Genomic DNA, 14,492 nt, shown 5'->3' on the forward strand with positions numbered 1-14,492 from the left:
CTGCCCAAGGCCAACATAGGTTAATTTAAGCTAAATTCCTGCCGGCATTTACAATACCGTAAACTGTGCGCACAACCAGCTTGTTGTAAATACCCGTCATTTCTTCGTCTTGCGTTTGGTTTAGGCATTGCAGCGCGTAGTGCTGTACAATAACCAGCGGCAATACAATTTTTTCGCGAATGGCAATAGAGCGCCTGTCTACCGGGAATTCTTCCATCAGCACTTTTGTGCCTGTAAGTTCCAGCAACATTTGGCGGGTTAATTCGTATTCTGCTTTAAGGCCCTTCCAAAAAGCACCAAACTTTTTATCCTTTTCCATATAGGCGGTAACCCTAAAGTCAGATTTGGTCATTGACATCATGCAGTTATCCAGCATGGTTTTAAAAAAACCCGAATTTTGATAAAGCTCTTTCACCTCTTCCCAATTACCATTCTCCTTCATTTTTTTAAGGGACGAACCTACACCATAAAAGCCAGGAATATTTTGTTTTAACTGGCTCCATGAGGTTACAAAGCTAATAGCGCGCAGATCCTCCAGTTTAAGTTTGGCATCTGCATTACGCTTAGTTGGGCGGCTGCTGATGTTTATCTGCGATAATAATTTAAGCGGGCTGTACTGCTCTAAGTATTCAACAAAAAGCGGATGCTCGCGCAGGGCCAGGAACAATTTATGGCTTTCTTCGGCCATTTCGGCAATGAGTGTTTTATGCCTGCTATCTAATAGATCGTTATGGTTTGGATGCAGGGCGCTGATGATACCTGCGTTGATCAATTGCTCGGTGTTAAACCTGGCTGTTTCGACAGATCCATATTGCGAACTTACCGTTTGCCCCTGTATGGTCAGCTGGATATGCTCGTTAGCTATCTCTTTACCCATTGATGCGTAAAAGCGGTGCGTTTTACCACCACCACGCGCCGGCGGGCCACCCCTGCCATCAAAAAACGCCAATTGTATGCCGTATTTACGGGCCATGGCAGTCAATTCAACTTTAGCTTTATAGATGCTCCAATTGGCCATCAGGTAACCGCCATCCTTAGTGCTATCACTAAAGCCAAGCATAATGGTTTGTTTATTACCACGTTTTTTTAAATGTGCTTTGTAGAATGGATGGGTGTATAATTTCTCCATCACATCGCTGGCATGTTTAAGATCATTTACGGTCTCAAACAGCGGCATAAAATCAACGCTTAATTTATCCTTTTCCCAGCCGCTCCACAAAAACAAAGCTATCAGCTGCAAAATATCTGATGCCTGCTGGCAGTTACTGATAATGAAGCGCTGGCAACCCTTTTCGCCATTACTGTGCTGTATCTGTTTCATCAGCCTGATGGTATCCAGCGTATCACGGGTAAGGCTATCTGCGGTTGCGGGGCATTTAAAGTCGGCCTGGTTAAAGGGCAGGCTTTTAATTTTAGCTACCTCATCCATATCTGCATAATTTTTAGGTACGCCTGTATAAACTTTTTCGGTAGTGTATTTAAATACATCGCGTAATACACGGCTATCCTGCCTGATATCCAGTGTGGCAAAGTATGAGCCAAACAGGTTTACTTTTTGGATCAGGTTATCTACAATATTCACAAACAGGCTGTCATGCTCGGTCACCAGCGTTTCGCGCATGGTTTTCAGCAGCTTTAATAGTTCCGGCTGCAGATCTTTAGGGTTATCCTGCGGATTGAAAGCGTTATCGTACAATAAGGTTTCCAGTTTACTGATGGTATCCGCAAAACCACGGAAGGTGATCCGGCGTTTCAGATTCCTAAAATCGCGGTAGTAACACCGGTAAATAACCTGCCTTAATAAAGATGATACCGAGCGGGTAGTTTCTGTAGTTACGTTGGGGTTACCGTCGCGGTCTCCGCCGGGCCAAAAGCCCAACTCTAACACTTGCGGATTGCCTGCTATATCAAACTCATCTTCCAGTTTGGCCTGAATGCCCGATAATGCATGATAAAATATATTTTCTAAAAACCAAACCAGGCTAACCGCTTCGTCTACCGGTGTTGGCGAAGTTTTATTAAAGAAAGGCGTTTTACCCAGTTGCTGGAGCAAAGCATCTATCGTAGGGATATCGTTGGTTTTTAAAGCCTCTATCAGGTCGGTCATGATCCCCAGCACCGTACCCGGATAAAACTGCGTTGGGTGTGCCGTAAGTACCAGCCTTAACGAAAAATCCTGCAGTTGCTTGCTGATGTTTGCCCTTGCCTGCTCGCTTTGCGATGCCTGCTGCACCATACTTTGTAAGGTGCCCGTATCATCTATCCGGCCAACTTTGCTGAATGATGAATCTTCGATAGCATCAAACAAAACCACCTGGCGCTCAATATATTGTATAAACCTAAATAAACGGTTTATTTGCTCCCGCTTATCAATACCCGGTACATATTTTTTAAAAAAAGATTCGATGATATCTGTTGGAGAAGCCTGTTCTACCGCCCCTTTATCGCAATGCGAACTAAAGAAAGGCAACAGAATACCGGTATCCTTTACCTGATAAAAAGGTAATGTTTGAAACAAGCTGTTGTACAACTCAAACCGTTTTACAACTTCGTGATTAAATATCGATTCTTTTTGACTGAGCCTTAAGGTTGATGGCATAACTGAACAGGTTTACTGGGGTTGTATATTAATATCGGCGTAATTTAACTATCTAAAATTAAATTACTGTAAAAAGTAAAAAATTAATAATACTAAGCTCATTTTAATGCAATAATTGTTATTGCAAAACCATAGCCATAATATTTGTTTAATTTTGTATGATAAAACCAGCACCCAATAAACAGTAAATGAACCACCACAAAAGAGAAATAAAAAGCTTTTTTTATAGCCAGTATTTTTCTGACGGTTTGCGTATGACCATTGGTATTATTACACCAGCGCTGGTAATGATGAAACTTGGGCACTTTGATTTGGGCCTGACCCTATCTTTAGGTGCGCTTTGTATTTGCACCATAGACGGGCCGGGGCCTATTTCGCACAAGCGTAACGCTATGGCAGCAGGCAACGGAATTTTACTTGCCGTTGCTTTAATTACCGGCTACGCACGCTTTAATGTTTACACGCTGGGCTTAGAGATAACGGCCTTCTCGTTCCTTTTTTCGATGCTTATTGTTTATGGCAACAGGGCAGCATCTGTAGGCACATCGGCATTAATGGTGATGATTTTTATGATGGACAAAGCAGTGCCACCACCCGAGGTACCTCTTTTCAGCCTGACCATTTTAGCCGGAGGGGTGTGGTACATGATCTTTAGCCTGGTATTTTTTGGTATCCGCCCCTATCGTGCCGCGCAGCAAACCCTGGGCGAAAATGTTGCAGATATAGCCCGTTTTTTACGTATTAAAGCAGATTTTTATTTACCGGGCATTGATGTAGACGAAAATTATAGAAAACTGGTTATGCAGCAGATACAGGTAAGTAACCACCAGGACGCTGTAAGAGAGATATTATTTAAAAGCCGCATTCTGGTAAAAGAATCTACCGCGGCAAGCCGGATACTGGTACTAACCTTTATTGACCTGGTAGATATGTTTGAGCAGATCATGGCTACCCACTATGATTATACACAGATCCGCCATAAATTTGAAAGTACCGGGGTACTTTCAGAAATAGCCGATTTTTTACACCACGTAGCCGACGACCTGGATAACATTGGCTATGCCGTATTGGCCAATACACGCCCCGAAAAATTAAGCAACCTGGAGCTGCGCCTGGAGCATTTAAAACGCCGTATTGATACCATTGGCGCCGATGATAAAGAAACCAGCAACCTGGTGCTTAAAAAGATCCTGATCAACCTACGCGATCTGAGCAAAAGCATATCAAATATTTACAAATACTATCATTCAAAAGCATCAGATAGCCTGGTGCAGAATAGCGCCAAGGTTGAGTATTCTAAATTTGTTACCCACCAGGATTATGCCCCGCATATTTTTTGGGATAACATCACCTTTAATTCGGGCGCATTTAAACACGCGCTAAGGGTATCTTTAGTGTGTTTAATAGGTTTTATTACAGCGAAGAATGTATCGCTTGGCGGCCACAGTTATTGGGTGCTGCTTACTATTATTGTTATACTTAAGCCTGGCTTCAGCCTTTCTAAACAACGCAATTACCAAAGGCTGATAGGCACAATAGCAGGTGGTGCTATAGGGATATTGATATTAAACTTCATTCCGGGTAAAACCGCCCAGTTTATAATTTTGGTTGCGTTGATGATAGGCACCTATAGTTTTTTGCGCATTAATTACATTATAGCAGTTATTTTGATGACGCCCTATGTATTAATACTATTTAAATTTTTAGGATTGGGTACCATTAACGTTTTTCAGGAACGGGTGCTTGATACTTTGATAGGTTCGGGCATTGCATTTATAGCCAGCTACGTGATATTCCCAACATGGGAGTTTCAGCTGGTACAGGAAACGCTGAAATCTGCTATTAATGCCAATATCAACTATCTGCAAAAGATCTCTGAAAGTATTGCGGGTAAAATGGTTGAATTAACCGAATATAAACTGGCACGTAAAGATGTATATGTAAACTCGGCTAACTTATCTGCAACATTTGACCGCATGACATCCGAACCTAAAAGCAAACAAAAAAATGTGAAGGAACTACACAAGTTTGTAGTGCTTAACCATATCCTGTCTTCTTATTCAGCAAATATCGCCTCGGCACTGATCCGGTCGGGCCAGAAAACACCGCATGCAGACCTGCTTAAACTGGTTAAGAAAAGCATTGCCGTATTAAAAGAAATTGAAAGAAAATTAAGCGGAGAGCATATTACACTGCCTACAGCAACCGCCAGTACGGATGCTGTGCCCAAGCCCGAAATACAACCGATCCCGCTTACGGCTGATGATGTACTGATGAAGGACCAATTAGGCTTTATCAATAAAATAACACTCGATATTGCCAAAATAACCGATACTATTTTGCGATAGTAGAACATCAGGCAAAATACAGATCAATATTTATGCGTTATCATCGCCTGCAATAAAACCTTCTGTGCGTTTGCCATAAAATTTGGTTTCGGCAACATGTAAAGATCCGGGCTTTATGGGTGCATCTTTTTCAACTTTATCTAAAGCCAAACGTATCTCTTCATCAGTTTCGGCACTGATGATACGCCCTTTTTCATACAATGGCAAAGCAAGCAAATTGGTTACACTTACACCTGGCAACTTTACCTCATCATCTTTAAGGTTAAAATCTGCAATACCTATAGGTATAAGTACGCGCCCCTCCTCCAGATCAACATCGCTGCTCCCCATATCTACAACAATGTAGTGTACTTTGCGAGTATCCGGATTAAAAAGCAGCTCATAAACTTCGCCAACTTTATTTTTATGCTTATCTCTTACGTCCCATCCAAAAATTTCGGGCTGTCCATCTACTATTTCAAAATCGCTGTTGCTTAATTCCTGCAGATTGTATTTACCTGTAATATCTTCCGTATCCATTATTTTATAATTAATTGCATTATTGATTTTCGCCGTTTGTGTAAGCCACAATTTCTACACTACGATTTTGCGCCCTTCCCCTATCCGTATCATTAGTGGCTAACGGCTGCTTTTCTCCCAGTGAATGAACAGACAGCTTATCTGGTAAAATACCTCCTTTAGTGGCCAGCCATTCTTTTACCGCATTAGCGCGGTCTGCCCCGAGCGCTTTATTATCGCCGGCATTACCAACAGAATCGGTATGCCCATATATAGCTATTGCAGCCATTTTATAACGTTTTTGAAGTGACGCTGCTACCTGCTTTAATTTTTCAGCCGCACCTTGCTGTAATGTGCTTTTACCTGCGTTAAATAAAATATTTTCTCCTAAGCTATAAATGGTGTACTTATCATTACCCCTAACAATAATTGCGGTATCAGTCACCTCTGCCATTGATGATCTCGGGATAGTAAAATCCACCGAATTCCAGTCGGGTTGTGTGGTTACAATAACACTGCTGTCTGTTTTTACAGTATCTTTTTTAATGGTGTCAGAAGTATCCAATTTTAAAGGTTGTGTACGGTTACAGCCACGATAAAGTAAAACTGCCGTTGCAATAGCCAGTATGGCAAATATGATCCATATAAAGGGAGAGCCTTTTCGCTTAGGTTGAACGTCTAACTGTGCCATGTAGTTTTATTGATGTTGGTTGTTTATAAATAAGCATTAATCAGGCCAATAAGTTTAATCTGCAACTAATCATTTACTAAGATATTTTAACCTAACAAACTTGTTACACCATACAGCATCAGCCAAATATGTTTTAAGCTGTGCATTTTATACATTCGCTATTTAAACTAAGCCCTACATTAAATACATGAAAAACTTAACTAAACTACTTATTGCTTCGGCTTTATTTGCAGGTGGTAATACCTTTGCGCAAAGCAAAAATGCCGTAGTTGATAACATTGTAAAAGAAGAGACAGACAACTCGCAGCTGGAAAAACTTGGACAGGAATTACTTGACGGCATTGGCCCGCGGCTGGTAGGTACACCAGAGTTTGACAAGGCCGGCAAATGGGCGCTTGATAAGTACAAAAGCTGGGGCATTACCGCACGACAGGAAAAATGGGGAGAATGGCGCGGCTGGGAACGTGGCATATCGCATATCGACATGGTTTACCCCCGCATAAAATCATTAGAAGGTACACAACTGGCATGGAGCCCCGGCATGAAAAAGGCAGTTACCGCCGAAATCATTATCCTGCCCGAACTGGCCGATTCTACCGCCTTTCAGAAATGGCTGCCGGCAGTAAAAGGTAAATTTGTAATGATATCCATGAGCCAGCCAACAGGGCGCCCGGATGACAATTGGAAAGAATTTGCGTTAAGTGGTTCAATAGATAAAATGAAAGCTGCGCGCACCGCACAAACTGATGCCTGGCGCAAACGTATCACTAACACAGGCTTAACCACCCGTACCTTACCTGTAGCATTAGAGAAAGCAGGCGCAGCGGGTATCCTTACCTCTAACTGGTCGGCAGGATTTGGGGTTGATAAAATATTTGCGGCTTATACCAAAGTGGTGCCTACTGTTGATATTGCATTAGAAGATTACGGCATGCTTTACCGTTTAAACGAAAACGGTGTGAAACCAAAAATAACCATACAAACAGAATCTAAAGAACTTGGTGTAGTGCCAACCTTTAACATTGTGGGCGAAATAAAAGGCAAAGAAAAGCCTAACGAATATGTAATGCTATCGGCCCATTTCGATTCATGGGATGGCGGCACAGGCGCTACAGACAATGGAACGGGTACTTTAACCATGATGGAGGCTATGCGTATCCTTAAAAAAGTTTATCCTAACCCAAAACGCACTATTTTAGTAGGCCACTGGAGTAGTGAAGAACAAGGCTTGAATGGATCGCGCGCATTTGTAGAAGACCATCCCGAAATTGTGGGTAACTTGCAGGCTTTATTTAACCAGGATAATGGTACCGGCCGTGTAGTAAACATTGGCGGACAAGGCTTTGCTAAAGCCGGCGATTTTATTAGCCGCTGGTTAGAAGCTGTGCCTGATACCATTCGCCATCAGATAAAAACCAGTTTCCCGGGCGCTCCGGGTGGTGGCGGCTCTGATTTTGCCTCGTTTGTGGCAGTTGGCGCTCCGGGGTTTTCTCTTAGCTCAAACAGCTGGTCCTACGGTAACTATACCTGGCACACCAACCGCGATACCTATGATAAAATAGTTTTCGACGATTTGCGCAGTAATGCTATCCTAACTGCTATTTTAGTTTACATGGCCAGCGAAGACCCTGCAAAACTACCACTTGATAAAATTGAACTGCCTGTTAACAGCCGCACCGGCCAACCCGGCAAATGGCCGGAGCAGGTTAAAGCTAACCGACATGGCGGGTTAGATTAATCATCTGTATTAAATAAAAAGATCCCGTTTCGAAATAGAAACGGGATCTTTTTATTTAAAGCCGGTACATCATCAAATAGTGTTAAAATGCTATCAGTTGATCACCCTGAAGGTTAGATTTATTCTTTCGTTTATTGCTTTAGTTGATTTGGGTACCTGGTGTTCCCAATTATGCTGCAAGTCGCCTTTCATGATCAGCAGAGAACCACTTTCCAGTTCCACGGCGTACTTTAGTTTATGATTTTGTTTGTGCCTGATATCAAAACGGCGTGACTGCCCAAAACTTACGGATGCAATAACAGGGTTAGTACCAAGCTCTGGCTCGTCATCGGCATGCCATGCAACCGAATCATTACCGTTACGATAATTATTTAACAGTACGCTGTTAAATGTTATACCGGCTCTTTCCTCAACTTTCTGTTTAATGTAAAGTAGTTCTGGCGTCCAGGGATAGGGCTCGTACTTTTTTCCGCTAAAAGCATAGGTTTTACTGTTATCGCCATACCAGGCGGTTAGTCGTGGTGTATTGAGCAATTTGCCATACATTTGAATAGTTTCCTGCTGCCAATTAACAGTATCTTTCAATTTTTGCAATAAGCCGTCACTTTCGTAGCGGCTAAAAAGCCCGGGACAGTAATCTATCAAGTCTGCAGGGAGTCTTAGCGATTGGGCATTATCAAAAAAGCTTAGTTGTTCCATTAAGTCAAAACAAATCTTATTCAACTTTTAGCTGGCCGTTTGCATTGGTTATTTCATGTTTAAGTGCCACATCTGTAACTTTAAGCGTATCGATAACTACGTTCCCAGTAATATTTTTACAAGATGTAACGCTATCAGGCAGCGCTGATAGCGTCTTGATTAATAACTGCATTTTTTTTAACAAAAAATTCAAACGTTGTTCCCTCCCCAAGTCGCGATTCTACGTTTATCGATCCTTGTAACTTATCAATTAAAAGTTTAACAGTATGCAGGCCCAGCCCGTTACCCTTTTTATTAAATCGGTCTACAGCATTAAGCGTAACCGCTTTTTCAAATATTTTCTCCAAATTATTTGTTGCTATACCCGTGCCGTTATCATTTATTTTAAAAGCATAGTAATTACGCTCTTCTTTAAAAAGCACGTTAATAATACCTTTAGCTTTATCGTTGTAACGTACTGCATTAGTAAGCAAATTCAGGAAAATTTGTTCTAAAGCAACAGACGAGCATACCAGCTTATGATCCAGCTTTGGCAGGTTAATGGTGATACTGTGGGGTACATCTATCAATTCAATTACGTTTTTAAGCAATTTATTTAGCTGTACGCATTTTTGATCGGTAATGAGTAAAGAAGGTTCGGTAGAATAATCCAGCATTTCATCAACCAAACCAAGCAGGCGTTTAGATGCATTAATGGTTAATCCAACCAAACTACGGCTTTTGTCGTCTCCTGTGTTTTTAAGGCGCATTTGCAGGGCCTGTGAGGTAAGCAGGATACTGCTTAAAGGGTTTTTAATATCGTGAGCAGCAGTGCTGGCAAATTTTTGTACAAAGGTGTTTGTTTCCAGCAACTTTTCGTTAACGGCTTCTAACTGGGTTAGTTTTTTACGCAGTTCCATTTGCGCAACAACCTGTTTGCCCAATATTTTTAATGATTTTTTTTGCTCTTCAGTAAGTTGCTTGCTTGTGGTGTCAATAACACATAACGACCCTAATGCATAGCCCTCATTATTTATTAATGGCACACCGGCGTAAAAAACAATATTAGGGTCGCCGGTAACCAACGGATTAGATGAAAAACGATCATCCTGACGTGCATCGTTGATTTCCATTAAATCGGCATTTTGTGTAATTGTATGCGCACAAAAGGCTTGCTCTTTTGGTGTTTCTTTTAGATGGGTACCTACAACAGATTTAAACCATTGCCTTTTATCATCCAGTAATGTGATAAGCGCAACTGAGGTTTGGCAAATTTGTGAAGCAAGCAGCGTAAGGTCCTCAAAGTCTTCCTCCGGAACGGTATCTATAATATTATAAGAGGCTAATGCAACTAAACGTTCGCTCTCATTTTCTGGTATTGGAAATTCGTTCTTGCTCAAAAGTATTTAAGTAGTTTATAAATGTAATTATTATACCGGTAGTTTTAAATTATTTATAAAACAATTTAAAGTAATGGCAGCGTGAACCAAAAAGTGCTTCCCTTGCCAAATTCGCTATCTACACCAATTTCCCCTCCATGTTTCCTGATGATCTCTGCACTGATGAACAGGCCTAAACCAAGGCCGGAATTTTGATAACCGGAAGCATCTGTACGGTAATAACGTTCAAAAAGGTGCGACAGTTTTTCCGGCGCAATACCCGGCCCTGTATCCCTTACCGAAATTTTGGCCCAGTTCCCCTTTTTCGCTATATTAAAAAAAATTTGTTTTGAATTTGGCGCATATTTCACAGCGTTGTTAACCATATTTACTACCACCTGGTCTATCCGGTGCTCATCGGCATATATCTGCAGCTTTTTATCGCCCTGCAACACCAATTCGTGCTTGCCGGTAACACGCACATGATTACAGCATTCGTTTAGCATATCTGCTACAGTAAACGTTGTTTTCTCAAGCTTTAGCTGGCCTTCGTTCATCCGGCTAAGGTTAAGCAAATCCTCTATCAGGGTGCTTATCTTATCCATACTTCGGTTGCTCTGGTCAATCAGCTTTGATAGTATGTTTGGCGGCGGGTTATCCTTCATTCTATCAAGCAATTGCAGAGCTGCCTTTAAACTGGTTATCGGTGTTTTCAGTTCATGGCTGGCAATACTTATAAAATCATCTCTTTGCTGGTCATAAGCTTTACTTTCGGTTATATCTATCATAGTCCCTGCAATACTTTCGGCGTTGTTATCATCATCATAATATGCTTTGCCGGTAGCCTTAAGCCACTTTTGCTTGCTGTTATCAAACGGGGTTATAATATATTCAACATCAAAACTTTGTTTGGTATCAATAGCATGCTGTATGGCGTTCTGTACTTTCTCTATATGTTGTGGCAGTACCATTTTTAATGATTGCCTGAGTGTAAAGTTTGAATCGGCCGCCAAGCCATGAATCTTCCTGGCCTGATCAGACAACACTAACTCATCTGTAGCAATATTTACCGACCATGTACCAATTTCTGCCGAATCTATCGCTTGCTTTAAAATATCTTTGGCCTTTTGCAACTCATTTCTTGCACTAATCTGCTCGGTAATATTTATTACAGTAGCTAATATAGCCTCTACATTACCATTTAAATCAAATAATGGATCATAAGCAAAATCTACAATATAGTTAAGCTCGCCTAAAGGTGTGTTGATTTTTACAGGTATCTCTGGTACGGCAACACGGTTGCCACTATCAAAAACCTGCTGCAACATTTTTGGAAAAGGTTGATCATGCAACTCGGGGAAAACTTTTAAAAGCTTTTTACCCAAGGCCTGCTGCGGCGAGCGCCCCCAAATCTCATACATGGGCTGGTTGGCCATTTCTATCATCAAATCGCGGCTTTTTAAAACCGTCATCCCTATTGGTGCCGTCATCACCATGCTTTTAAGCCTGTTTTCGCTTTGCTCTATCCTTTGGCGGGTTAAAACCTGTTCGGTTACATCAATAGCAATAATCATCACCGCACTAATGGTGCCATCTGCAAAACGTAAAGGCTCGTACACAAAATTTACAAAAGCCTGCTCGGTAACACCATGGCGCATCACTTTTAGTTCGGCTTCGTTAGCGTAAAAGGGTATGCCCGTATCAATTACATCATTCATTATTGGTGCATACGCTGCAGCAGCTTCGGGTATGGCTTGCCATATGGTGCGGTTTTCTACCTCGCCCATTTGTTTACCTGTCAGTTCTAAATAAGCATTATTAACCTCCTGTATCACATGATCATGAGCGCTTACAATACAGATCCCCACAGGCGCCTGCGTTACCACACTTCTAAAACGCGCTTCGCTTTCGGTAAGCGAATAATTAAGCGATTGTAATATATCTTTAGATTCGGCAAGCTCCTCGTTGGTAACTGTAAGTTCTTCTATAGTTGATGCCAGTTCCTCATTGGAAGCACCTAACTCTTCATTGGCGGCTGCCAGTTCTTCATTGGTAGAAGCTAATTCTTCATTTGTGGCTTGCAGTTCAGATTCAAGCTCTAACTCGCGCTGGCGGCTCAAATAACGTTCGGTAACATCGGTAGCCGTATGCAATACACAAATTACATCGCCGGCATTATTTTTTATAGCACGATACTCAAAATCAAAGTAAAACTGCTGCTTTATGCCATCAACTATAAGTTCGGCCATGGTATCGCTGCCAGATATCGTTTCGCCGGTATGCAGTACGCTTTGCAGCATACCTAAAAACGGCTGACCTTTTAATTCGGGCAAAGCATCCTCGATAGGTTTACCAATAACATCACGATCTTTACCCCAAATAGATATCATGGCATCATTTGCAGTTTCGATGATCATTTCATCTGTACTATGGATAGCGGTGGCGGTTTTGGTCTGGGCTAATATTTCCAGTAACTGGGCATTGCTAAAGTGACTCGGGTAATTGCTCATTTAATAGTTGCCGGGTAATAATTTTACTTATAATATGATAACTTTTACTGGTAAAGAAAAGCGTTCGCTGAAAATACCGAACAATTTTCAGTCCAAACTACAGAGCTACAGGTTGTAATTTATAATGGAAGCGTAAACCAGAAAGTACTCCCTTTACCTACTTCACTATCGGCCCCTATTTTACCGCCATGTTTACGCACAATTTCTGAACTGATGTACAAACCAAGCCCCAAACCGGAGTATTGAATACCCGAATAATCTGCCCGGTAATACCTATTAAACAAATGCGGAAGTTTCTCAGGTAATATACCAGGCCCATTGTCTGTTACTGATATTTTAGCCGTATCGCCTTCCATTGCAACCGACAAATATATCCGGGGCGAGTTTGGCGCATATTTAACCGCATTATTTACAAGGTTTACAACTACCTGATCTATTCGATCTTCGTCTGCAAGTACTTCTAACGCTGTATCGCCATCAAAAATCAGATCGTATTTATCTGACGCCCTGATATGGCTGCAGCACTGAATAAGCAACTGTGAAATATTAAACCTTGATTTATTGAGATGTAACTGTCCTTCGTTCATACGGCTTACGTTAAGCAGGTCATTTATCAGGCTGCTTATTTTTTCCATACTGCGGTTACTTTGCTCAATTAATTTTGGCAACATTTCTGGCGATGGGTCATCCTTCATTCGGTTAAGAAGTTGCAGGGATGATTTTAGTGTGGTAACAGGCGTTTTTAGTTCATGGCTGGCAATGCTTATAAAATCATCCTTACGCTGTTCATTCATTTTACTTTCGGTAATATCGTAAGTTACGCCAACCATACGTATGGCTTTCCCCTGTTCGTTATAACGCGGCTTGCCTGCTGCTCTTATCCAGTGCCTTGATTCATCCGGCCACCGTATCTGGTACTCGGCATTGTAAACTGTATTATGCTTTACAGCGTTTTTTATCTGCTTGTCAATAAATTTATGATACTCGGGCAATATCACATCCATCAGATCCGGAAAGTTGAACGGTTTATCTAACGGCCGGCCAAAGTTTAACTTGCACTGTTCGGTACATAGCATCTCGCCGGTTTCCAGGTCCAGGTCATAAGAGCCAAACTTACCGGCATCAAGCGCTAATTGTAAGCGTTGGTTAGTTTCGGTAAGTTCTTCACGTGCTTTACGTTCTTCGGTTATATCTTGTAAGGTACCACTAAAACGTATCGCCTCATTATCAATATTAAACAGTGCTTTACCGCGTGCCTTTACAATGCGTGGTATTTGGCTTTTGGGGTTTATAATGGTGTATTCCACATCATAATCACCGCCCGATGCAAACTGCATTGCATGCTGTATAGCAGCTATAACACGCATCTTATCGCTTTCGGCAATCACATCAGTAGCCTTTGTTAATTCGATCTCTTCCTCAGGCTCAAGCCCAAACCATAATTTCAACCTGTCGTTACCAGAAAACTTATTGGTAACTGGGTTCAAATCCCAGGTACCCAGGCTGGCAGCATCAATAGCAAATTGGAGTTGAGCTTCACTTTGGGCCAGGTTGCTGTTCATTAGCAACAGATTTTCCTGAGACCGGTTAAGCTGGCGGTTGGTAATTATTAATTCATCATTTAGTAATTTTTCTCTGGCCTTGCTTAAATACCTTTCGGTAACATCTGTTGCGGTATGTAAGATACAACGCGTGCTGCCATCGGGGTTTTTAATGCCGCGATAACTAAAATCATAATAAAAAGTTTGCAAAAGGCCATCTACCTCTAACACCGCTTCGGCATCAACCCCCTCTATAGTATTGCCCGTATGCCAAACTTTTTTTAACATATCTATAAAAGGCTGGCCCTTTAACGACGGAACGGCTTGTATTAATGGTAACCCGATAATGCTTTTACCTTTGTCCCAAAACTTGAGCATAGCATCATTAGCGCTTTGTACAATAATATCATCACCGGTATAAATAGCTGTGGCATTATGAGATAATAACAGGATATCTAAAAGGTCTTCACTGCTTAAATGGTTTATATGAGTACTCATTAAAATAGTAAA

9 protein-coding genes are annotated in these 14,492 nt (G+C 41.5%); 2 read left to right on the forward strand and 7 right to left on the reverse strand.

The features are described from left to right. Positions 1-25 precede the first annotated feature (25 nt). Complete coding sequence (locus E2R65_RS00530) at positions 26-2,599, reverse strand: phosphoenolpyruvate carboxylase (RefSeq protein ID WP_134334524.1); 2,574 nt, start codon at positions 2,597-2,599, stop codon at positions 26-28. A 188-nt stretch (positions 2,600-2,787) separates the two neighbouring features. Between E2R65_RS00530 and E2R65_RS00535 the strand changes: the two genes are divergently transcribed. Further along, positions 2,788-4,947 (forward strand): FUSC family protein, encoded by a 2,160-nt coding sequence (locus E2R65_RS00535; RefSeq protein WP_134334525.1) that lies wholly within the window; start codon positions 2,788-2,790, stop codon positions 4,945-4,947. Between the two features lie 30 nt (positions 4,948-4,977). Here the strand turns inward: E2R65_RS00535 and E2R65_RS00540 are convergent, their stop codons facing one another. Continuing rightward, positions 4,978-5,466 carry a PRC-barrel domain-containing protein gene (locus tag E2R65_RS00540; RefSeq protein ID WP_134334526.1) on the reverse strand — a complete coding sequence of 163 codons (489 nt, stop codon included), beginning with the start codon at positions 5,464-5,466 and terminating at the stop codon, positions 4,978-4,980. A gap of 19 nt (positions 5,467-5,485) precedes the next feature. Next, positions 5,486-6,136, reverse strand: coding sequence for an OmpA family protein (locus E2R65_RS00545; RefSeq protein WP_134334527.1), 651 nt, complete (start codon positions 6,134-6,136; stop codon positions 5,486-5,488). Positions 6,137-6,323: 187 nt separating this feature from the next. Here E2R65_RS00545 and E2R65_RS00550 point away from each other — a divergent pair, with 187 nt between their 5' ends. Further along, the gene (locus tag E2R65_RS00550; RefSeq protein WP_134334528.1) at positions 6,324-7,874 is read left to right on the forward strand and encodes a M20/M25/M40 family metallo-hydrolase; all 1,551 of its coding nucleotides are present in this window, start codon (positions 6,324-6,326) and stop codon (positions 7,872-7,874) included. 93 nt (positions 7,875-7,967) lie between these two features. Here the strand turns inward: E2R65_RS00550 and E2R65_RS00555 are convergent, their stop codons facing one another. From E2R65_RS00555 to E2R65_RS00570, 4 genes are all read right to left on the reverse strand, one after another. After that, positions 7,968-8,573 carry an alpha-ketoglutarate-dependent dioxygenase AlkB family protein gene (locus E2R65_RS00555; protein ID WP_134334529.1) on the reverse strand — a complete coding sequence of 202 codons (606 nt, stop codon included), beginning with the start codon at positions 8,571-8,573 and terminating at the stop codon, positions 7,968-7,970. A gap of 134 nt (positions 8,574-8,707) precedes the next feature. After that, entirely contained in the window at positions 8,708-9,952 is a 1,245-nt protein-coding gene (locus E2R65_RS00560; protein WP_134334530.1) for a sensor histidine kinase, read from the reverse strand. A gap of 65 nt (positions 9,953-10,017) precedes the next feature. Next, positions 10,018-12,441 carry a PAS domain-containing protein gene (locus E2R65_RS00565; protein WP_134334531.1) on the reverse strand — a complete coding sequence of 808 codons (2,424 nt, stop codon included), beginning with the start codon at positions 12,439-12,441 and terminating at the stop codon, positions 10,018-10,020. 119 nt (positions 12,442-12,560) lie between these two features. Further along, positions 12,561-14,480 (reverse strand): PAS domain-containing sensor histidine kinase, encoded by a 1,920-nt coding sequence (locus E2R65_RS00570; protein ID WP_134334532.1) that lies wholly within the window; start codon positions 14,478-14,480, stop codon positions 12,561-12,563. Positions 14,481-14,492: the final 12 nt, after the last annotated feature.

This window comes from Mucilaginibacter phyllosphaerae (assembly GCF_004378255.1).
In the GTDB taxonomy this organism is placed as follows: Bacteria; Bacteroidota; Bacteroidia; order Sphingobacteriales; family Sphingobacteriaceae; genus Mucilaginibacter; species Mucilaginibacter phyllosphaerae.

Excerpts from the sequence above, each read along its gene's own strand:
- E2R65_RS00530 (WP_134334524.1), bottom strand. The coding sequence starts at position 2,599 with ATGCCATCAACCTTAAGGCTCAGTCAAAAAGAATCGATATTTAATCAC.
- E2R65_RS00535 (WP_134334525.1), top strand. The coding sequence starts at position 2,788 with ATGAACCACCACAAAAGAGAAATAAAAAGCTTTTTTTATAGCCAGTAT.
- E2R65_RS00540 (WP_134334526.1), bottom strand. The coding sequence starts at position 5,466 with ATGGATACGGAAGATATTACAGGTAAATACAATCTGCAGGAATTAAGC.
- E2R65_RS00545 (WP_134334527.1), bottom strand. The coding sequence starts at position 6,136 with ATGGCACAGTTAGACGTTCAACCTAAGCGAAAAGGCTCTCCCTTTATA.
- E2R65_RS00550 (WP_134334528.1), top strand. The coding sequence starts at position 6,324 with ATGAAAAACTTAACTAAACTACTTATTGCTTCGGCTTTATTTGCAGGT.
- E2R65_RS00555 (WP_134334529.1), bottom strand. The coding sequence starts at position 8,573 with ATGGAACAACTAAGCTTTTTTGATAATGCCCAATCGCTAAGACTCCCT.
- E2R65_RS00565 (WP_134334531.1), bottom strand. The coding sequence starts at position 12,441 with ATGAGCAATTACCCGAGTCACTTTAGCAATGCCCAGTTACTGGAAATA.
- E2R65_RS00570 (WP_134334532.1), bottom strand. The coding sequence starts at position 14,480 with ATGAGTACTCATATAAACCATTTAAGCAGTGAAGACCTTTTAGATATC.